We start from the raw sequence: 20,925 nt of genomic DNA, 5'->3' as shown, positions 1-20,925 counted from the left end.
GAAGGGCCCCTTGTTAACGCATTCTGCATGTGAAGGGTCCCTTCCTAACCGGTTCCGCGAGCTGTGGGACGAGATCGCGCCGGTCGGGCGGGACGCCGTCAGCGGCGGCTATCTGCGCTACGCGCTCACCGAACCGGAGCTGACGCTGCGCGGCTGGTTCCGGGAGCAGGCCGACCGGCGGGGCATGCCGGTCTCCGAGGACGGCAACGGCAACCTGTTCGCCTGGTGGGGCGACCCGCAGGCCGGGGGCGCGGTGCTCACCGGCAGCCACTTCGACTCGGTGCCCCACGGCGGCGCGTACGACGGTCCGCTCGGCATCGTCAGCGCGTTCCTCGCCGTGGACGAGCTGCGGGCAGCGGGCGTCACCCCGGACCGGCCGGTGGTGGTGGCCGCGTTCGTGGAGGAGGAGGGCGCGCGGTTCGGCGTACCCTGCCTGGGGTCGAGGCTGCTCACCGGCGAGATCGACGTCGACCGCGCCGCCGGGCTGCGCGACCAGGCCGGGACGACCTTCGCCGAGGCGCTGGGCGAGCGGCCGGCGGGCGCCGACCCGGCGCTGCTCGGCCGCTTCGCGGCCTTCGTGGAGCTGCACGTCGAGCAGGGCCGCGCGCTTGTCGACCAGGACGCGCCGGTCGCTGTCGCCTCAGCGATCTGGCCGCACGGCCGGTGGCGGTTCGACTTCACCGGCGAGGGCAACCACGCGGGTACGACACGGATGGCCGACCGCCGCGACCCGATGCTCACCTACGCGTTCACCGTGCTGGCGGCGAACAAGGAGGCCCGGCTGCGCGACGCGCACGCCACAGTGGGCCGGGTGTCGGTCGAGCCGAACGCGACGAACGCGATCCCGTCCCGGGTCACCGGCTGGCTGGACGCGCGGGCGGCCGAGGCGGAGACGCTGTACGGTCTGGTCGAGGCGGTACGCGCCAAGGCCACCGACCGGGCCGGCCGGGACGGGACCGCGCTCACCTGCACCCAGGAGTCGGCGACCCCGCTCGTCGCGTTCGACGGCGGGCTGGCCGACCGGCTGGTCACGCTGCTCGGCGCGCCGGTGCTGCCCACCGGCGCCGGGCACGACGCGGGGGTGCTGGCGGCGCACCTGCCCACCGCGATGCTGTTCGTGCGCAACCCGACCGGGGTGTCGCACTCCCCCGCCGAGGCGGCCACCGACGCCGACTGCGCCGCCGGGGTGACCGCCCTGGCCCGGGTCCTGGAGGAGCTGGCATGCCGCTGACCCGCTGGCTGGCCGAGTACGCCTGGCTGCCCGACCGCGCCGAGCCCACCCGGGACGTGCTGATCGAGGCGACCGACGGGCGGCTCACCGCTGTCACCCCGCTGACCGTCGACGGTCCGCCGACCGCCGGGGTGGAGGTGCTCGGCGACGCGGTACGGCTGCCCGGGCTGACGGTGCCCGGCCTCGCAAACGCCCACTCGCACGCGTTCCACCGGGCGCTGCGCGGGCGCACCCACGACGGGCGCGGCGACTTCTGGTCCTGGCGCAGCCTGATGTACGCGGTAGCGACCCGGCTCGACCCGGACACCTACCTGGCGCTGGCCCGCGCCGCGTACGCGGAGATGGCGCTGTCCGGGATCACCTGCGTGGGCGAGTTCCACTACCTGCACCACGGTCCCGGCGGCACCCCGTACGACGACCCGAACGCCATGTCCGCCGCGCTCGTGGAGGCCGCCGCGCACGCCGGTGTCCGGCTCACGCTGCTGGACACCGCGTACCTGGCCGGGGGCGTGGACGGCGCGCCGCTGACCGGGCCGCAACGCCGGTTCGGTGACGGCGACGCGCTGCGCTGGGCGGCGCGGGTGGACGAGTTCCGCCCGGCCGACGAGCACGTCCGGCTCGGCGCGGCCATCCACTCGGTGCGCGCGGTCCCCGCCGAGCAGCTCGCCACGGTGGCCGGCTGGGCCGACCGCAACGGGCTGCCGCTGCACGTGCACCTGTCCGAGCAGCCGGCCGAGAACGACGCCTGCCGGGCGGTGCACGGCTGCACCCCGACGCGGCTGCTGGCCGACCACGGCGTGCTCGGCCCGCACACCACAGCGGTGCACGCCACCCACCCGACCGCCGCCGACGTGGCGCTGCTCGGCGACAGCCGTACCCGGGTGTGCGTCTGCCCCACCACCGAACGCGACCTGGCCGACGGGGTCGGCCCGGTGCGGCGGATGGCCGACGCGGGCAGCCCGCTCAGCCTCGGCAGCGACAGCCATGCCGTGGTGGACCTGTTCGAGGAGGCCCGCGCGCTGGAGATGGACGAGCGGCTGCGTACCCGCAGGCGGGGGCACTTCACGCCGGTCGAGCTGCTCACCGCCGCCACCGTCGGCGGGCACGCCGCGCTGGGCTGGGGCGACGCCGGCCGGCTCGCCGTCGGGCAGCGCGCGGACCTGGTCACGGTACGGCTGGACAGCGCCCGGACCGCCGGGGTGCCGCCGGTCGGCGCGTTCTTCGCCGCCACCGCCGCCGACGTGACGAGCGTCGTGGTGGACGGCCGGCCCGTGGTGGACGGTGGCCGGCACCTGACCGTGGACGTGCCCACCGAGCTGCGGGACTCGATCGCGGCGGTGACCGCGAAGGAGGACTCGTGACGCGCGGCAGCCTGCTCGTCGACCACATCGGCGAGCTGGTCACCAACGACGGCCGCGACGGCGACCCGCTGGGCGTCCGGCGCGACGCCGCCCTGCTGGTCGAGGACGGGCAGGTGGCCTGGGTCGGGTCGTCCCGCGACGCGCCGGCCGCCGACCGGCGGATCGACGCCGGCGGCGCGGCCGTGCTGCCCGGTTTCGTGGACAGCCACGCCCACCTGGTCTTCGCCGGGGACCGGGCCGCCGAGTTCGCCGCCCGGATGGCCGGCGAGCGCTACACCGGCGGCGGCATCCGCACCACAGTCGGCGCCACCCGCGCGGCCTCCGACGACGACCTGCGCGCCACTGTGGGCCGGCTGCGCGCGGAGATGCTGCGGCAGGGCACCACCACCGTCGAGATCAAGAGCGGGTACGGCCTCACCGTCGCCGACGAGGCCCGCTCGCTGCGGATCGCCGCCGAGTTCACAGCGGACACCACGTTCCTCGGCGCGCACGTGGTCCCCGCCGAGTACGCCGACCGCCCCGACGACTACGTCGGCATGGTCTGCGGCCCGATGCTCGCCGCTGCCGCGCCGTACGCCCGCTGGATCGACGTGTTCTGCGAGCGGGGCGCGTTCGACGCCGACCACGCGCGGGCGATCCTCGCCTGCGGGCAGGCCGTCGGTCTGGGCGTACGGGTGCACGCCAACCAGCTCGGCCCCGGCCCGGGGGTCCAGCTCGGGGTGGAGCTGGGCGCGGCCAGCGTCGACCACTGCACCCACCTGACCGACGCCGACATCGACGCGCTCGCCTCGCGACGGGTCGACTGCATGTGCGCCGAGGGCGAGCACACCGTCACCGTCGCCACGCTGCTGCCCGGCGCGGAGTTCTCCACCCGGTCGCCGTACCCGGACGCCCGGCGGCTGCTCGACGCGGGCGTGACGGTGGCGCTCGCCACCGACTGCAACCCCGGCTCGTCGTACACCTCGTCGATGCCGTTCTGTGTCGCGCTCGCCGTACGCGAGATGCGGATGACCCCGGCGGAGGCGGTGTGGGCCGCGACCGCCGGCGGTGCGGCGGCGCTGCGCCGCACCGACGTGGGACGGCTGACGCCCGGGGCGCGGGCCGACCTGATCATCCTCGACGCCCCGTCCCACCTGCACCTGGCCTACCGGCCGGGGGTGCCACTGATCCGCCAGGTTCTGCACAACGGAGTGCCGCGATGACCACAGTGACCATCCTGTCCACCGGGGTAACCCCCGCCGACGTGCTCGCGGTGGCCCGCGGCACCGCCAAGGTCGTGCTCGACCCGGCCGCCACCGAGGCGATGGCCACCTCACGGTCCATCGTGGACCGAATCGAGGCCGCCGGCCGTCCCGTCTACGGCGTCTCCACCGGATTCGGCGCGCTCGCCAACACGTTCGTGGCCCCGGAGCGCCGGGCCGAGCTTCAGCACGCGCTGATCCGCTCGCACGCCGCCGGGGTGGGCGCGCCGATGCCGCGCGAGGTGGTACGCGCCATGATGCTGCTGCGGGTCCGCTCACTGGCGCTCGGTCGCTCCGGGGTACGCCCGCTGGTCGCCGAGGCGCTCGTGGACCTGCTCAACCACGACGTCACCCCGTGGGTGCCCGAGCACGGCTCGCTCGGCGCGTCCGGCGATCTGGCGCCGCTGGCGCACTGCGCGCTGGTGCTGCTCGGTGAGGGCTGGGTGCTCGGCCCGGCCGGGGACCGCCTCCCGGCAGCCGACGCGCTGCACCAGGTCGGGCTCGAGCCGGTGTCGCTCGCCGCCAAGGAGGGGCTGGCGCTGATCAACGGCACCGACGGCATGCTCGGCATGCTGCTGCTGGCCGTCTCCGACGCCCGGCACCTGTTCGCCATGGCGGACGTGACAGCGGCGCTGGCCATCGAGGCGATGCTCGGCTCGGAGCGGCCGTTCCTACCCGAGCTGCACGCGATCCGCCCGCATCCCGGCCAGGCCGCGTCGGCGGCGAACATCCACCGGCTGCTGCAGGGCTCGGCGGTGATGGACTCGCACCGCGACGACCTCGCGCACGCGGTGCAGGACGCGTACTCGATGCGGTGCGCCCCGCAGGTGGCCGGCGCGGCCCGGGACACGCTCGACTTCGTCGAGGTGGTGGCGGGCCGGGAACTGCTCTCCGTGGTGGACAACCCGGTCGTGCTGCCGGACGGGCGGGTCGAGTCGACCGGAAACTTCCACGGCGCGCCGCTCGGCTTCGCCGCCGACTACCTGGCCATCGCCGCCGCCGAGGTGGGCGCGATCGCCGAGCGCCGGGTGGACCGGCTGCTGGACGTCACCCGCTCCCGGGACCTGCCCGCCTTCCTGTCCCCCGACGCCGGGGTGAACTCCGGGCTGATGATCGCCCAGTACACCGCCGCCGGCATCGTGGCGGAGAACCGCCGGCTCGCCGCGCCCGCCTCGATCGACTCGCTGCCCACCAGCGGCATGCAGGAGGACCACGTCTCGATGGGCTGGGCGGCCACCAAGAAGCTGCGCACCGTCCTGGACAACCTGACCAGCCTGCTCGCGGTGGAGCTGCTGTCGGCCGTACGCGGGCTCCAGCTGCGCGCGCCGCTGACCCCGTCACCGGCCGGGCGGGCGGCGCTCGCCACGCTCGGCCAGACGATCGGCGAGCCGGGCCCGGACGTGTTCCTCGCGCCGCTCATGGAGGCGGCGCGGGACGTGGTGCGCGGTCCCGAGCTGCGCGCGGCGATCGAACGGGAGATCGGCCCGCTCGGCTGATCTCAGGTGGCGGGCGGGAGCACCTTCGCGACCAGCTTGGCCAGCTCCCGCAGCGCCTTCCCGCGGTGGCTGACCGCGTCCTTCTCCTCCGGCGTCAGCTCCGCGTTGGTCCGCTTCTGCCCGTCGCCCAGGAAGATCGGGTCGTAGCCGAAGCCGCCGTCGCCGCGAGGCGCGCGCAGCAGCCGGCCGGACTGGCGGCCGTCGACCAGGTGCTCCTTGCCGCCCGGCAGCACCAGCGCGACGGTGCAGACGAACGCCGCGCCCCGGTGCTCGTCCGGCACGTCGCCGACCTGGTCGAGCACGAGCTGGAGGTTGGCCAGGTCGTCGCCGTGCCGGCCGGACCAGCGGGCGCTGAACACGCCGGGCATGCCGTTGAGGGCGTCCACCGCCAGCCCGGAGTCGTCGGCGATGGTCGGCAGGCCGGTACGCCGGCAGCCCTCCCGCGCCTTGATCAGCGCGTTCTCGCCGAACGTGAGGCCGGTCTCCGGCAGCTCCGGGTACTCCTCGACGTCGTCGAGGCCGAGCAGCGCGATCCGGTGCGCGCCGAGCGCGCCGTCCAGAATTCGCTGCAGCTCGACGAGCTTCTTCCGGTTCCGGGTGGCGAGCAGGACCTTGTTCATGACGAGAGCGCCTTCCGCTGCGCGTCGGCCAGTTCCAGGCAGCCCGCCACGCCCAGGTCGAGCAGCGCGTCGAGCTGGTCGCGGGCGAAGACGCCCGCCTCACCGGTGCCCTGCACCTCGACGAAGTCGCCGGTGCCGGTGCAGACCACGTTCATGTCGACCTCGGCGGTGACGTCCTCGGCGTAGCAGAGGTCGAGCATCGGCTCGCCGCCGATCACACCGACGCTCACCGCCGCCACCGAACGGTGCATCACCTTCTCCACCTTGCCGGCCAGCGCCTTACGCTCGGCCAGCCAGGTCACCGCGTCGTACAACGCGACGTACGCGCCGCTGATCGCCGCGGTCCGGGTGCCGCCGTCGGCCTGGAGCACGTCGCAGTCCAGCACGATCGAGTTCTCGCCGAGCGCCTTCAGGTCGACGCAGGCGCGCAGGCTGCGGCCGATCAGCCGGGAGATCTCATGGGTACGCCCGCCGACCTTGCCGCGCACGCTCTCCCGGTCGGAGCGGGTGTTCGTGGCCCGGGGCAGCATCGCGTACTCGGCTGTCACCCAGCCCAGCCCGGAACCCTTGCGCCAGCGCGGCACCCCCTCGGTGACGCTCGCCGTGCAGAGCACCCGGGTCGCGCCGAACTCGACGAGCACCGAACCCTCCGGATGGGTGCTCCAGCCCCGGGTCAGGGTCACCGGTCGGAGTTGGTCGGGCTGCCGCCCGTCAGGTCGCGCCATGCCTGCACCCTATGCGGTGCGGTGATCGGATCGTCCGCGGGTGTCCGCCCGACGGACCGGCCGCCGCCGACGTCAGACGTCGTAGCAGGCGCCGGGCCGCACCACGTCCAGCGGCCCGGCGTACGCCCCGGCCGCCGCCTCCACGGTCTGCGACTCGCTGCCCCATGCGGGTACGAGATGGGTGAGCAGAAGCCGTCCCACGCCCGCCTTGGTGGCCGCCTCGCCCGCCTCCCGGCCGGTCAGGTGCAGATCCGGCGGGTTCTCCACGCCGTCCATGTAGCTCGCCTCGCAGAGGAACACGTCGGCGTCCTGGGCCAGGCGCAGCAGCGCCTCGCAGGGCGCGGTGTCGGCGGAGTAGCAGAACACCCGCCCGTCATGTTCCAGCCGCACCCCGTACGTCTCGACCGGGTGGTTCATCCGGTCGACTGTGACGCTGAACGGGCCGATCGGGAACGTGCCCGGCTGGAGGCCGTAGAACTGGTAGACGTCCTCCACCGAGCCCTCCTCCTGCCCGTACGCGGCGGCCAGCCGGTCGGGCGCGCCGGAGGGGGCGTACATCGGCAGGGGCGGGTACGGGCCGTCCGGCGCGTACCGGCGCACCACCACGTAGGACACCGCGTCGAACATGTGGTCGCAGTGCAGGTGGGTGAGGAGGATGGCATCGGGGGCGTGCAGCCCGACATAGCGCTGGAGCGTGGAGAGCGACCCCACGCCGAAGTCGATCAGGAGCCGGAAGCCCTCGGCTTCCATGAGATAGGCAGAGCAGGGCGATTCGGGGCCCGGGAAGCTGCCCGCGCAGCCGAGGACGGTCAGTCTCATCCGGTGGCCTCGATCTCACGATGAGTAGTCGACGCGCCGGCGGCGACTCCGCCGATGATCTCTACCGACGCGCTCGCCACGCTGCGCAGCCTACGCGTCGCCATGGTCGGGCAAGAATCATCTGCCGGAAGTTGTCATCAACGTGACACCCATACACGTCTGCTCCGGACAGGCGCGGCGGTCCGGCCGGCGGAGACACCACCGGCCGGACCGAACGCGGGCCGTCAGGCCCAGAGCTGACCCTCCAGCGACTCCTCCGCGTCGGCGAGAGTGCCGCCGTACGCCCCGGTCGAGAGGTATTTCCAGCCGCCGTCGCAGACCACGAACGCAACGTCGGCGCGGCGGCCGTCGCGGACCGCCTCGTGCGCCACCGCGAGCGCGGCGTGCAGGATGGCGCCGGTGGAGAACCCGGCGAAGATGCCCTCCACCTCGACGAGCTGCCGGGTACGCAGCACCGCGTCCCGGGTGCCCACGGAGAAGCGGCGGGACAGCACACCCGCGTCGTACAGCTCGGGCACGTAGCCCTCATCGATGTTGCGCAGACCGTAGACCAGCTCGCCGTACCGCGGCTCGGCCGCCACGATCTGGATGCCGTCGACCTTCTCCCGCAGGAAGCGGCCGGTGCCCATCAGCGTGCCGGTGGTGCCCAGCCCGGCCACGAAGTGGGTGATGCCCGGCAGGTCCTGCAACAGCTCCGGCCCGGTCGTCTCGTAGTGCGCCCGGGCGTTCGCCTCGTTGCCGTACTGGTAGAGCATCACCCAGTCCGGGTGCTCGGCGGAGATCTGCTTCGCGGTCGCGACGGCCTGGTTCGAGCCACCGGCGGCCGGCGAGAAGATGATCTCCGCGCCGTACATCCGGAGCAGCTGCACCCGCTCGGTGGAGACGTTCTCCGGCATCACGCAGACCAGCCGGTAGCCCCGCAGCTTCGCCACCATGGCCAGCGAGATGCCGGTGTTGCCGCTGGTCGGCTCCAGGATCGTGTCACCGGGACGGAGCCGGCCGGCCTCCTCGGCCGCGCGCACCATGTACAGGGCCGCGCGGTCCTTGATGCTGCCGGTCGGGTTCCGGTCCTCCAGCTTGGCCCAGAGCCGCACCGGCGGCGCCCCGGCGGGGACCGTCGGCGAGAGCCGGGGCAACCCGACAAGCGGGGTGCCGCCGCACGCGTCGAGCAGGCTGTCGTACCGCGCCATCGCGGGCCCCTCAGCGGGCGGCGCGCGTGGAGACCGCGTGCGAGGCGATCGCCGCGGCGGCCGCGAAGCCGAACGCGCCACCGGCCACGGCCGGCAGGATGGTCACGCTGTCGCCGTCGTTGAGCTTGGCGTCGAGCGCGCCGAGGAAGCGGACGTCCTCGTCGTTGACGTAGACGTTGACGAACCGGTGCAGCACGCCCGCGTCGGTGACCAGACGGGCCTTCAGGCCGCCGTGCCGGGAGTCCAGGTCGGTGATCAGGTCGGCGAGCGTGTCGCCGCTGCCCTCGACGACCTTCGCGCCGCCGGTGTAGCTGCGCAGGATGGTGGGGATGCGAACCTCGATGGCCATGATGTCTCGTGCTCCTCGTTCGGGATCGTGCCAGGTGACGGGAAAAGGAAAGTGCCGGCGCTGAAGATCAGCGGTCGGAACACTCGTAGTCGACCGTCGCCGGGCTCTGCCCGAACATGTAGGACTGGACGGCGTTCGGGTCCACGGCGGCATCCACGATCTTCACCGGTTCCTCGGTGATCACGCCGTCGACGATCCGGAAGGAGCGGATCTCCTCGGTGTCGGGCTCGCGGGTCGAGACGAGCAGGTAGTGCGCGCCCGGCTCGCCGGCGAAGGAGACGTCGGTGCGGGACGGGTAGGCCTCGGTCGCGGTGTGCGAGTGGTAGATGACCACCGGCTCCTCGTCGCGGTCGTCCATCTCCCGCCACACCCGCAACTGCTCCATCGAGTCGAACTCGTAGAAGGTCATGGAGCGGGCCGCGTTGTCCATCGGGATGTGCCGGGTCGGGGTGTCGCTGCCGACGGGGCCGGCGACCACGCCGCACGCCTCGTCCGGGTGGTCCCGACGCGCGTGGGCGACGATCGCGTCGATGATCGACCGGTCGATGCTCAGCACGCCACCAGCCTAGCCCCTGGCCCTGCCGGGCGGCGAGGTGGCAACCGTCACCACTCAGTCGATGAGCGCGTTGAGCAGGGACTCCTGGAGATAACCGAGGTAGGCGTAGACCGACAGTTGGAACACCCGGGACGAACCCGGGTCCTCGGCGACCGCGTCGTCGAGCTCCTCACCCAGGTCGGTGCCGTCCTTGATCTCCAGGCGTACGCCCATCGCCAGCCGGGCGTCGTTGAGCGCGCGCAGCCACGCCTCGGCCGCCTCCGCGTCCAGCCGCACCTCGCCGCCGGAGTCGCCGTCGGGCAGGGCGGCGAGGATCGCGCCCGCCTGGTCGATCTTCCCGGTCTTCAGGTCGCCCTCGGTGTAGCGGCGGAACTCGGCGGTGCCGGCGTCGTCGTCCGGGTAGACGTCGGGGAAGAGCCGGCCGACCACCGGGTCACCGTGGTCGAAGCCGTCGGTCAGCAGCCCGACCACCTCGGCGGCGACCTTGCGCAGCACCCGGACCTCGTCGACGGCGAACGTGGCCACGTAGTGGTCGCCGCGGCGGCGGAACATGCTCATGACCTCTCCACCGTCGCCCAGAGGCCGTACGCGTGCAGCTGCGCCGCGTCGTGCTCCATCCGTTCCCGGGCGCCGGTGGACACCACGGCCTTGCCCTTGTGGTGCACGTCCAGCATGAGCCGCTCCGCCTTCTCCCGGCTGTATCCGAAGAGCTTCTGGAACACCCAGGTCACATACGTCATCAGGTTGACCGGATCGTCCCAGACGATGGTCACCCACGGCCGGTCGGAGACCGGCACCTCTTCGGTGTCCGGCGTCTCGACCGGCGCAACCTGTGGAGCCGCCATGCCCCCCATCGTGCCACCGGATCCGGCGAACCGATGAACCGGAACGCCGCGCCGGTCGTCGTGGCCCGCCCGGGCCGCGTACGCGAGCCCGGTCCGCCGCGCGGCGGCGAGCCGCTCAGGCCAGCAGAATGCCGTGGTCGACAGCATCGGCGAGCACCCCGCCCAGCGAGAGACGGATCACCTCGAAGCGGCGGGACACCTCGCGGGACAGTTCGAGTTCGACCTCGCGCAGCGCGCGCTGGGCCCAGGACCGGGCGGCGTTCGGGTCGTTGTTGTCGGCCGCCCGCCAGTGCTGCCAGCAGCCGCCGTTGAGCGCGACGCCTACGGGCGGGAGCAGCTCGTCCCGCTGCCCGCCGGGCAGCCCGGCCAGCGCGTCGAGGGCCCCCTCGCCGGTCAGCGCGGCCACCCCGGCCGTGCTGGTGACCAGGAGGACCCGGTCCAGCTCCGGGCCGTCCGGATGGTCGGCCAGGCTCCAGCGCACCGCGTGCGCGATCCGCCCGCGTACGCCCTCGGCCAGCGGCGCCCCGAAGACCCGGGCGGCGGAGTCGTCGACGAGCCCCCGGACGGCCTCGTCGCACTGGGCGGTGGCGAGCAGCGACAGCGCCTCCAGCTCGCGGTCGAGCATCTGCGGCAGGCCGGCGCAGCCGACCCCGAAGACGATCTCCTGCACCACCCGCAGGTGGATGTTCGCCAGCTCCAGGGCGAGGTGCTGACGGATCCGGCGGGCACAGGCGCGGGACTCCCTGTCGATCCGGTCGGCCAGCTCGCCGGGCTCGACGCCGGTCAGCACCGGCACCCGGCCGTGCGCGCCGGGCGCCACCGGCGGACTGGCGCTGCCGCGGCGCAGTCCCTCGTCGGCGGCCCAGCCGACCAGGGCACGCCGCAGGTGCGGCAGCTCGGCCCGGCGGGCCGGGAACCACCGGGCCGGGGTGAGCGCCGGCACCGCGGCCAGCAGCGCCGCGCGGTGCGCCTCGATGGAGACCGACACCGGGTCGAACCGGCGGGCGGGCCCGGACGGACCGGCCCGCCCGGGCGACGGTACGGCGGGACCCGCGTCCTCCGCCGCCGGGCCCTCGGCCGACGCGGTCCAGCCGGTCGTGCCGGGGGTGACGGCGAAGAACACCTCGACCCGGGCGCGTGCCACCTCGGCGAGCAGGTGCAGCTCGGCCGCGCTGAACGCCTGGTCGGCGGAGATCACGAAGAGCAGCGCGCCGGCCCGGCCGACGGCGTCGCGCAGCACCCGGCCGCCGGCGACGCCGAGCGTGCCGGTGTCCGGCGTGTCGACCACCGCGAAGTGCCGCAGCAGCGGGTCGGGCAGGCTCAGCTCGACCCGGCGTGGCGGCCGGGCCAGCGCCGGTCCGGTCGTCAGCGGGTGGGTGCCGTAGGCGTGCGGCTGGCGGTAGCCCGGCACGTACGCGGCGCGGGTCGCCTTCTCGGCGTGCTGGACCAGCAGGTTGCTTCCCGCGGGCACGGCGAGCGTCGCGGAGTCGATCCCGAGCAGGCCGGCGATCACCTCGCGCCGGCCCGCGCCGGCCGGGCCGGCGACGACCACGGCCATCGGATCGCCCGGCCCGGGCGTGGTCACCCCGAGCCGGGTCGGCAGCGGGGCGCACCCGGGCGGCCCGGCCTGCCGGCGCGGGTCGGGCACGTCGACCGAGGGGAGTGGACCCGGCGTCATCAGGTGGCCTCCCGGTCAGGCGACCGGGGTGCCGGTCGCGACTTTTCCCTGGTTGCAGGGGCTGTCGGAAGAGTACGGCTGTCGGCCATCCGACAGCGAACACCTCCGATACTCAGGGGTAATGGCCAGATTACTCAACTTCACTGCGTAACGGTCTGCACGCGGACGGAACACGGTCGATATGCTGCCCCGATGAGTAGGTGGGAGTTCGTCGGCCGTAGAGATGAACTCAACCGTCTGTTGTCGACCATCGGCCGACCCGAGGGGCGCGGGTTGCTCTTCAGCGGCGACGCCGGGGTCGGCAAGAGCCGGCTGCTGCGCGAGGGCGTCTCCGAACTCTCCCCCGAGCGGTACGCCATCTGGTCCATCTCGGCCAGTGCCACCACCGCCGCGCTCCCCTTCGGTGGGCTCGTCCAGGTGCTGCCCGCCGCGCAGCCGCAAGGGCTCTCCCCCGCCGGGATCCTGCGCTGGGCCGTGGACGTCCTCCAGGAACAGGCCGCCGGCCGGCCCGTCGTCCTCGCCATCGACGACGCACACCTGCTCGACCCGCCCTCGGCCGCGCTGGTGCATCTGGTCGCCCGCTCCGAGAACGCCACTGTCATCGGGACGCTGCGCAACGGCGAGCAGATCCCACTGCCGATCCGCGCGCTCTGGACCGACGACCTGGTCGACCTGGTCGAGCTGGGCCCGCTCGGCCGCAGCGAGACCACCGGGCTGCTCGCCGCCATCCTGGGTGGACCGGTCGACGCCTGCTCCTCCGACCGGCTCTTCCAGCTCTCCGCCGGCAACCCACTGCTGCTGCGCGAGCTGGTCCTGGCCGCCGACGACGAGCTGCGCCGCACGTACGGGATCTGGACCTGGACCGGCCGGCTGGAGCTGGCGCCCAGCCTCACCGACCTGATCGACACCCGGATCGGCCAGCTCACCCCCGGCGTCCGGGCCGTCGTCGAGCTGGTCGCCTTCGGCGAGCCGCTGGGCCTGCAACTGCTGGAACGGGCGGTCGACCCGGCGGACGTGGAGGCGGCCGAGGAGCGCGGGCTCATCACCCTGATCCACGACGACCGGCGGCTCAACGTCCGCCTGGCGCACCCGCTCTACGGCGAGGTGATGCGCCGGCACTGCCCGGTCAGCCGCACCCGCCGTCTGCAGGCCACCCTCGCCGGGCTGCTGGAGCAGGTCGGCACGCGCCGCCGCGACGACCTGCTGCGGGTCGCGGTGTGGCGGCTCGACTCGGGTACGGCGCAGGACGTCGCCCAGCTGCTCGACGCCGCGGTCCAGGCGTTCGGCCGGTACGACGTGCCGCTGGCCACCCGGCTGGCCCGCGCCGCGCTGGAGGCCGGCGGCGGCACCGACGCGGCGGAACTGCTGGCCACCATCCTGATGTTCGGCGACCGGCCGGACGAGGCGATCCGCGTGCTCGACCAGGTCGCCGGCGAGATCCACGACGAGCGGCGGCGCAGCCGGTGGCTGACGGTCCGGGGCATGGTCAGCTACTGGGGGCTCAACCGCGAGTCCACTGTGGAGGAAATCGCCGCGCGCGGCGAGGAGCTGAGCGATCCCGCCGACCGGGCCCGGGTCCGCGCGTTCGAGGCCACCATGCGGCTGCACCGGCTCGACATCGACGTCGCGGTCCGGCTGGCCCAGGAGGTGCTCGACCGCCCGGCGGCCCCGATGGCCGCCCGCGAGCTGGCTCGCTGCACGCTGGCCCACCTCCAGGCCGCCCAGGGGCAGTACCAGCGCAGCGCCACCGCGATCGCCCGGGTGCAGGCCGAGGCGGCGTGCTGGCGGGCCGACATGCCCTACCTCCAGCTCGCCATGGAGCTGGCCCGGGGCACCCGGCTGACGCTCTCCGGCGACCTGGCCGGCATCGACGCGATCGTCGCCGACGAGTTCGCCGACCTGGCCGGGGCCGGTGACTTCCGGCTCGGCACCGGTTACCTGGCCATCCTCCAGGCGTACGCGGCTCGCCTGCGCGGGCGCGGGGACGAGGCGCTGCGGACCAGCCTGGAGGCGTGCGCGGTGCTCGCCACCAGCCGCGTGTACGCCGGGCTGGCGCACGCCGAGCGCGCCCAGGCCGCCGCGCTGCGTGGGGACGCGACGCACGCGGCCGAGGCGATGGCCGAGGCGGACCGGACGCACGCGCCCGGCATGGCAGTGCTCTACCCGTGGTTGGAGCAGGCCCGGGGCGCGGTCCAGGCCGCGACGGGCGACCTGCCGGCGGCCACCAAGCACCTGTGCGCGCTCGCCGACCGGCTGCGCGAGGACGGCCTGGCCGGGCACGAGCTGCTCGTCCTGCTCGACCTGGTCCGGTTCGACCAGGCCGACGCGCCGGTCGGCCCGACCTGCACCGACGGTGGGCGGCGCACCGTGGCGCAACGCCTGGCGGAACTCTCCGAGCAGGTCGACGGCGTACTGCCGCCGCTCGTCGCCCGGTTCGGCCGGGCCGTCGCCGACGGCGCCCCGGACGCCCTGCTCGCCGTCGCCGACGGCTTCGCCGACCGCGAGCTGACCGTGTACGCCGCCGAGGCGACCGCGATGGCGCTGCACCGGACGCGGAACGCCCGCGCCGGCGCCACCGGGCCGGTCCGGGAACGCCTCGCGGACCTGCTGCGCCGCTGCGACGAGATCTCCACCCCGGCGCTGCGGCTGCTCCGCCCGACGCTCAGCGACCGGGAGTGGGAGATCGCCCGCCTCGCCGCCGACGGGGTGACCAGCCGGGCCATCGCGGAGCGGCTGTTCCTGTCCACCCGCACTGTGGAGAACCACCTCCAGCGCGTCTACAGCAAACTCGGCGTCGCCGGGCGCGGCGAGTTGCGGGCCGCGCTGCGGTCGATGCCGGGGCACGACGGCACGGAGCCGGACTGAACTCTAGGCTGGAGCGGTGAGCACCCTTCGCCCCGCGCTGCTGACCGACCACTACGAGCTGACCATGGTCAGCGCCGCGCTGCGTGACGGCACGGCCGACCGACGCTGCGTCTTCGAGGTGTTCAGCCGGCGGCTGCCAGCCGGGCGCCGGTACGGGGTGGTCGCCGGAACCGGCCGGCTCATCGAAATGATCCGCGACTTCCGGTTCGACCCGGATGAGATCGACTTCCTGCGCCGTACCGGCGTGGTGGACGACCGGGCCGCGCAGTGGCTCGCCGACTACCGGTTCACCGGCGACATCGACGGCTACGCCGAGGGCGAGCTGTTCTTCCCCGGCTCACCGATCCTCACCGTGTCCGGCACGTTCGCCGAGTGCGTGGTGCTGGAGACGCTCGTGCTGTCGGTGCTCAACCACGACTGCGCGGTGGCCGCCGCCGCGGCCCGGATGGTCACCGCCGCCCGGGGCCGGGCGCTGATCGAGATGGGCTCCCGCCGGGCGCACGAGGAGGCCGCCGTCGCCGCCGCGCGGGCCGCGTACCTGGCCGGGTTCCGGTTCACCTCCAACCTGGCCGCCGGGCAGCGCTACGGCATCCCCACCGCCGGCACCGCCGCGCACGCCTTCACGCTGCTGCACGACGACGAGCGGGCCGCGTTCGCCTCCCAGGTCGCCACGCTGGGCAAGGACACCACGCTGCTCGTCGACACGTACGACATCGCCCAGGGCATCCGCAACGCCATCGCGGTGGCCGGGCCGGAGCTGCGGGCGGTCCGGATCGACTCCGGCGACCTCGCGGTGATCGCCCAGCAGTCCCGCGAGCTGCTGGACTCGCTCGGCGCCACCGAGACGAAGATCATCGTGTCCGGTGACCTGGACGAGTACGCGATCGCCTCGCTCGCCGCCGAGCCGGTGGACATGTACGGCGCCGGCACCGCCGTGGTGACCGGCTCGGGCGCACCCACCGCCGGCCTGGTCTACAAGCTGGTCGAGGTGGAGGGGCGGCCGGTGGTCAAGCGCTCCGAGCACAAGGCCACCATCGGCGGCCGGAAGGTCGCGGTACGCCGGCACAAGCCCACCGGCACCGCCACCGAGGAGATCATCGTGCCGCAGGGCGTGCCGGACCGGCAGCCCAACGACCGGTTGCTCCAGCACTCGTACGTGGTGTCGGGCGAGCCGGCGAAGCTGCCCACCCTGGAGGACTCCCGGGACCACCTGCGGCAGTGCCTGATCTCCATTCCGTGGGAGGGGCTCAAGCTCTCCGCCGGAGATCCGGCCGTCCCCGTCACCGTCGTACCCGCAAGCTGAGGAGGAACCCGATGGCGAACGCCCTGATCATCGTGGACGTGCAGAACGACTTCTGCGAGGGCGGTTCCCTCGCGGTCGGCGGCGGGGCCGGGGTGGCCGCCGGGATCTCCCGGCTGCTGGCCACCGAACCGGACCGGTGGGACCACGTGGTCGCGACGAAGGACTACCACGTCGACCCGGGCGCCCACTTCGGTGACCCGCCGGACTACGTCGACTCCTGGCCCCGGCACTGCGTGGTCGGCACGACCGGCTCCGAGTTCCACCCGGAACTCGCGACCGACCGGGTGGAGACGATCTTCCACAAGGGCGAGCACGCGGCCGCGTACTCCGGTTTCGAAGGGCACGCGCCCGACGGCGAGTGCCTGGCCGACTGGCTGCGCCGGCACGACGTGGACCGGGTCGACGTGGTCGGCATCGCCACCGACCACTGCGTGCGCGCCACCGCGCTGGACGCCGCCCGGGAGGGCTTCCACACCACAGTGCTGCTGGACCTGACCGCCGCCGTCGCCCCGGACACGCTCGACGTAGCGCTGCGCGCGCTCGACGGCGCCGGGGTGACCATGGTGGGCGAGCCTGTGATCACTGCCGCTTGACCGGGTAATCGCTTGCGGGTGTCGTACCCCGGCCCCAGGATGGCGCCGGAGGTACGGTCCGTCGTGAACTTGAAGCCTTACCGGGAAGCGCTCGCCCTACCCGGTCTCCGATCGTTGCTGCTGGTGTCGGTGCTGGCCCGCGTGCCGCTGACCGCCACCGGGGTGACGCTCACCTTCTACGTGGTGCTCGACCTGGGCCGCGGCTACGGCGCCGCCGGCCTGGTCGGCGCCGCGTCGACCATCGGCGCGGCGGTCGGCGCCCCGCTGCTCGGGCGGCTCATCGACCGCCGAGGGCTCCGGCCGGTGCTGGCGCTCACCACCGTCGCCGAGGCGCTGTTCTGGTCCGCCGCGCCCACGCTGCCGTACCCGGTGCTGCTGCCCGCCGCGTTCCTCGCCGGGCTGCTCGCGCTGCCCATCTTCTCGATGATCCGCCAGTCGATCGCCGCGCTCGTGCCGGTGGAGAAGCGCCGACCCGCGTACGCGCTGGACTCGATCGCGATGGAGCTGTCGTTCATGGTCGGCCCGGCGCTCGCCGTCGCCCTGGCCACCGCCGTCACGCCGCGCCTGACGCTGTGGGCGGTCGGCGCCGGGATCGTCGGCTCCGGCATCTGCTTCTGGCTGCTCAACCCGCCGGTGCGGGCCGCCGACGAGCAGGCCGGGCCGCAGCGCCCGGTGCACCGCCGCGAATGGCTCACCCCGCGCCTGCTCGCCGTGCTGGCGGTCAGCCTCGCCGGCACGCTGGTGCTCGGCGGCACCGACGTCGCAGTGGTCGCCGTGCTCCGCGCCGGGGGCGAGATCGGCTGGACCGGCGCCGTGCTGGCCGCCTGGGCGGTCGCCTCACTGGTGGGCGGCTTCGCCTACGGCGCGGTACGCCGCTCGTTCTCCCCGCTGGCGCTCATGGCGGCGCTGAGCCTCGCCACCATCCCGGTCGGGCTGGGCGGATCGCACTGGTGGCTGCTCTGTCTCGCGCTGATCCCGGCCGGTGCGCTCTGCGCCCCCACCCTCGCGTCCACCTCCGACGCGGTCAGCCGGCTGGCCCCACCCTCCGTACGGGGACTGGCCATGGGCCTGCACGGCTCCGCCGTGACAGTGGGCATCGCGCTCGGCGCACCGCTGGCCGGCGCGGTGATCGACGCCTCCGCGCCCGTCTGGGGCTTCGTGGTCACGGGCGCGATCGGCGCGCTGGTGGCGCTGGCGGTCCTCCCGATCGAGCTGCGCCACCGCCGCACCCCGGTCCCCGCCCCGACCCCGGACCCCGACCTGGCCCTCGCCTCCCGCTAGCCCTCAGCCGAAGTCCCCGCCCGCCGCCCACCCATCCGGCGTGATCAAGGAGTCCGTGCCTCCCCTCCCCGAGGCAAGGCGAGCCAGCTCGGGGAAGTGGCTGGGTCCACGCACCCCGGACACCACCACTCCCCCGAACTGGCACCCGCGCGTGATGCCCCCTGGCCGAAACCCCCACTCCCCTCCCAGAAGTTGACCAAGGAGTTGGCGTCCCCTCAGGCCGGGCAAGACAACACAAACTCCTTGATCACCGGCGCACCCAAGGCAGGGCGAAGCCAGTACGGGGAAGTGGCTAGGTCCACGCACCCCGGACACCACCACTCCCTCGAACTGGCACCCGCGTGACACCCCCTGGCCGAAACCCCACCACTTTAGAAGTTGACCAAGGAGTTGGCGGCCCTTCAGGCCGAGCAAGCGGACACAAACCCCTTGATCACCGGCGCACCCGAGGCAGGGCGAGGCCAGTACGGGGAAGTGGCTAGGTCCACGCACCCCGGACACCACAACTCCCCCGTACCGGCGCCGCGAGGCGGCCCATGGCCGGAACCCACCTGTCCAAGAGTTGACCAAGGAGTTGGCGTCGCCGGAGGCGCAACGAGACGACACAAACTCCTTGATCACCGGCGAACTCGATGCCAGGCGAAGCCAGTACGGGGAAACGGCTGGGTCCAAGGACCCCGGACACCACCACTTCCCCGTACTGGTGCCGCGTCCCGCCCTCAACCCCGGCGATCATGAGGTTGGCGGCGACAAATCGGGCACGGAGCACAGCCAACTTCATGATCAACGGGGACAGGCGGGCGGGAACAGGCGGGCGGGAACAGGCGGCCGGGGAAAAGGGCGGGCGCCGCACCCCCCGGTCAGGGAGTGCGGCGCCCGGTTCGACGTGGCGGCGCGGTGCTCAGCGCTGGTCGAGGTTGCCTGCGGTGTCCTCCTGGTAGCTGGCGCCACCGTTGACCTCGCTGGTCAGCGGCTTGGCGCCACCCTCGGGCGGGCCGGCCAGGCTCTGCCCGGCAGCCAGTTCGGGGAACTTCGCGTCGAAGGCCGGCCGCTCGGAGCGGATGCGCGGCATGCGGTCGAAGTTGCGCAGCGGCGGCGGCGAGCTGGTGGCCCACTCGAGCGAGTTGCCGTGACCCCACGGGTCGTCGACCTCGACCACCGGGCCGGTCTTGTACGACTTCCAGCAGTTCCAGATGAACGGCAGCGTCGAGATACCGGTGATGAACGCGCCGATCGTGGAGATCGTGTTCAGCGTGGTGAAGCCGTCGATGGCCTGGTAGTCGGCGTACCGGCGCGGCATGCCCTCGTTACCCAGCCAGTGCTGCACCAGGAACGTGGTGTGGAAGCCGATCATGGTGAGCCAGAAGTGGATCTTGCCCAGGCGCTCGTCGAGCATCCGGCCGAACATCTTCGGGAACCAGAAGTAGATGCCGGCGAAGACGGCGAACACGATGGTGCCGAAGAGCACGTAGTGGAAGTGCGCCACCACGAAGTACGAGTCGTGCAGGTGGAAGTCGAGCGGCGGGCTGGCCAGCAGCACACCGGTGAGACCACCGAAGAGGAAGGTCACCAGGAAGCCGATCGAGAAGAGCATCGGCGTCTCGAAGGTGATCTGGCCCCGCCACATGGTGCCGATCCAGTTGAAGAACTTCATACCGGTGGGCACGGCGATCAGGTAGCTCAGGAAGCTGAAGAACGGCAGCAGCACCTGGCCGGTGGCGAACATGTGGTGCGCCCAGACGCTCATCGACAGGGCGGCGATGGCGATGGTGGCGGCCACGAGGCCCTTGTAGCCGAAGATCGGCTTCCGGGAGAACACCGGGATGATCTCGCTGATGATGCCGAAGAACGGCAGCGCGATGATGTACACCTCGGGGTGACCGAAGAACCAGAACAGGTGCTGCCACAGCATCGGCCCGCCGGTCGCCGGGTCGTACACGTGGGCGCCCATCAGGCGGTCCGCGGCGAGCGCGAACAGCGCGGCGGCCAGCAGCGGGAAGACCAGGATCGCCAGCAGGCTGGTGACCAGCATGTTCCAGGTGAAGATCGGCATCCGGAACATGGTCATGCCGGGCGCGCGCAGGGTCAGGATCGTGGTGATCAGGTTGACCGCGCCGAGGATGGTGCCCAGACCGGAGATGGCCAGGCCGACCACCCACATGTTGGCGCCGACGCCCGGGGCGTGGTCGGCGGTGCTCAGCGGCGTGTACGCGGTCCAGCCGAAGTCGGCCGCGCCGCCCGGGGCGATGAAGCCCGCGGTGGCGAGCGTGCCGCCGAACAGGTACAGCCAGTACGCGAAGGCGTTCAGCCGGGGGAACGACACGTCCGGCGCGCCGATCTGCAGCGGCACCACGTAGTTCGCGAAGGCGAACACGATCGGCGTCGCGAAGAACAGCAGCATGATCGTGCCGTGCATCGTGAAGAGCTGGTTGTACTGCTCGGGCGACAGGAACTGCAGGCCCGGCCGCGCCAGTTCGGCGCGCATGATCAGGGCCATCAAGCCACCGATCATGAAGAACACGAACGCGGTGACCATGTACATGATCCCGATCTGCTTCGCGTCCGTGGTGCGCAACAGCCGCGCGAGGGCCGACCCCTTGACCGGCTCCCGGACCGGCCAGGGCCGGGTCACGACCGGCTTGGGTGCGACGGTGGTCACGAGTGGCCTCCGGTTCTGGTTGTCCCGCTCGGCGCGCTGGTCATCGGCGCAGCCGTCATCCGCAAGGAGGATAGTCCCCGGTAGGTGGCCCCGCCGCGTGGGGTGGGCGGCTA

Annotated in this window: 18 protein-coding genes; 8 read left to right on the top strand and 10 right to left on the bottom strand. The window is 73.2% G+C overall.

Going from position 1 to position 20,925, the window contains the following annotated elements; all coding sequences use genetic code 11:
- The first annotated feature begins 10 nt into the window (after positions 1-10).
- From MicB006_RS05915 to hutH, 4 genes are read left to right on the top strand one after another with little or no spacing between them, the layout of a single operon-like run.
- Complete coding sequence (locus MicB006_RS05915) at positions 11-1,231, top strand: allantoate amidohydrolase (RefSeq protein ID WP_116504377.1); 1,221 nt, start codon at positions 11-13, stop codon at positions 1,229-1,231.
- The gene (locus MicB006_RS05910) at positions 1,228-2,592 is read left to right on the top strand and encodes a formimidoylglutamate deiminase (RefSeq protein ID WP_192900263.1); all 1,365 of its coding nucleotides are present in this window, start codon (positions 1,228-1,230) and stop codon (positions 2,590-2,592) included. Before MicB006_RS05915 ends, MicB006_RS05910 begins: the two co-directional genes overlap by 4 nt.
- Positions 2,589-3,794, top strand: coding sequence for an imidazolonepropionase (hutI, locus tag MicB006_RS05905; RefSeq protein ID WP_116504374.1), 1,206 nt, complete (start codon positions 2,589-2,591; stop codon positions 3,792-3,794). Before MicB006_RS05910 ends, hutI begins: the two co-directional genes overlap by 4 nt.
- Entirely contained in the window at positions 3,791-5,329 is a 1,539-nt protein-coding gene (gene hutH / locus MicB006_RS05900) for a histidine ammonia-lyase (protein ID WP_116504372.1), read from the top strand. Before hutI ends, hutH begins: the two co-directional genes overlap by 4 nt.
- 2 nt (positions 5,330-5,331) lie before the next feature.
- Here hutH and rdgB read toward each other — a convergent pair whose 3' ends face one another.
- From rdgB to MicB006_RS05855, 9 genes are all read right to left on the bottom strand, one after another.
- On the bottom strand, positions 5,332-5,949 hold the full coding sequence (gene rdgB / locus MicB006_RS05895) for an RdgB/HAM1 family non-canonical purine NTP pyrophosphatase (protein WP_116504371.1): 618 nt from the start codon (positions 5,947-5,949) through the stop codon (positions 5,332-5,334).
- On the bottom strand, positions 5,946-6,674 hold the full coding sequence (gene rph / locus MicB006_RS05890; RefSeq protein WP_116504369.1) for a ribonuclease PH: 729 nt from the start codon (positions 6,672-6,674) through the stop codon (positions 5,946-5,948). The genes rdgB and rph overlap by 4 nt, the downstream gene beginning before the upstream one ends.
- A gap of 72 nt (positions 6,675-6,746) precedes the next feature.
- Complete coding sequence (locus MicB006_RS05885; RefSeq protein ID WP_073830802.1) at positions 6,747-7,493, bottom strand: MBL fold metallo-hydrolase; 747 nt, start codon at positions 7,491-7,493, stop codon at positions 6,747-6,749.
- A 224-nt stretch (positions 7,494-7,717) separates the two neighbouring features.
- Complete coding sequence (locus tag MicB006_RS05880; RefSeq protein ID WP_043326204.1) at positions 7,718-8,683, bottom strand: PLP-dependent cysteine synthase family protein; 966 nt, start codon at positions 8,681-8,683, stop codon at positions 7,718-7,720.
- 10 nt (positions 8,684-8,693) lie between these two features.
- On the bottom strand, positions 8,694-9,032 hold the full coding sequence (locus MicB006_RS05875; protein ID WP_073830801.1) for a MoaD family protein: 339 nt from the start codon (positions 9,030-9,032) through the stop codon (positions 8,694-8,696).
- A gap of 67 nt (positions 9,033-9,099) precedes the next feature.
- Positions 9,100-9,588 carry a Mov34/MPN/PAD-1 family protein gene (locus MicB006_RS05870; RefSeq protein WP_030501847.1) on the bottom strand — a complete coding sequence of 163 codons (489 nt, stop codon included), beginning with the start codon at positions 9,586-9,588 and terminating at the stop codon, positions 9,100-9,102.
- 54 nt (positions 9,589-9,642) lie between these two features.
- Positions 9,643-10,146 carry a DUF2017 domain-containing protein gene (locus tag MicB006_RS05865; RefSeq protein ID WP_030501848.1) on the bottom strand — a complete coding sequence of 168 codons (504 nt, stop codon included), beginning with the start codon at positions 10,144-10,146 and terminating at the stop codon, positions 9,643-9,645.
- Complete coding sequence (gene clpS / locus MicB006_RS05860) at positions 10,143-10,433, bottom strand: ATP-dependent Clp protease adapter ClpS (RefSeq protein WP_030501849.1); 291 nt, start codon at positions 10,431-10,433, stop codon at positions 10,143-10,145. The genes MicB006_RS05865 and clpS overlap by 4 nt, the downstream gene beginning before the upstream one ends.
- A 115-nt stretch (positions 10,434-10,548) precedes the next feature.
- The gene (locus MicB006_RS05855; RefSeq protein WP_116504368.1) at positions 10,549-12,111 is read right to left on the bottom strand and encodes a hypothetical protein; all 1,563 of its coding nucleotides are present in this window, start codon (positions 12,109-12,111) and stop codon (positions 10,549-10,551) included.
- Positions 12,112-12,303: 192 nt separating this feature from the next.
- Here MicB006_RS05855 and MicB006_RS05850 point away from each other — a divergent pair, with 192 nt between their 5' ends.
- From MicB006_RS05850 to MicB006_RS05835, 4 genes are read left to right on the top strand one after another with little or no spacing between them, the layout of a single operon-like run.
- On the top strand, positions 12,304-14,976 hold the full coding sequence (locus MicB006_RS05850; protein ID WP_116504366.1) for a LuxR C-terminal-related transcriptional regulator: 2,673 nt from the start codon (positions 12,304-12,306) through the stop codon (positions 14,974-14,976).
- 16 nt (positions 14,977-14,992) lie between these two features.
- Positions 14,993-16,279 carry a nicotinate phosphoribosyltransferase gene (locus tag MicB006_RS05845; protein ID WP_073830798.1) on the top strand — a complete coding sequence of 429 codons (1,287 nt, stop codon included), beginning with the start codon at positions 14,993-14,995 and terminating at the stop codon, positions 16,277-16,279.
- Positions 16,280-16,290: 11 nt separating this feature from the next.
- Complete coding sequence (locus MicB006_RS05840; protein WP_116504365.1) at positions 16,291-16,872, top strand: isochorismatase family protein; 582 nt, start codon at positions 16,291-16,293, stop codon at positions 16,870-16,872.
- Positions 16,873-16,911: 39 nt separating this feature from the next.
- Positions 16,912-18,153 (top strand): MFS transporter, encoded by a 1,242-nt coding sequence (locus MicB006_RS05835; RefSeq protein ID WP_116504364.1) that lies wholly within the window; start codon positions 16,912-16,914, stop codon positions 18,151-18,153.
- Between the two features lie 901 nt (positions 18,154-19,054).
- On the opposite strand, the gene ctaD is transcribed toward MicB006_RS05835, so the two are convergent.
- A complete protein-coding gene (ctaD, locus tag MicB006_RS05830) occupies positions 19,055-20,812 on the bottom strand; it encodes a cytochrome c oxidase subunit I (protein WP_030501855.1) in 1,758 nt (585 codons plus the stop codon).
- Positions 20,813-20,925: the final 113 nt, after the last annotated feature.

This window comes from Micromonospora sp. B006 (genome assembly GCF_003408515.1).
Taxonomy (GTDB): domain Bacteria; phylum Actinomycetota; class Actinomycetes; order Mycobacteriales; family Micromonosporaceae; genus Micromonospora; species Micromonospora echinospora_A.
This window is presented reverse-complemented; position numbering and strand designations above follow the sequence as displayed.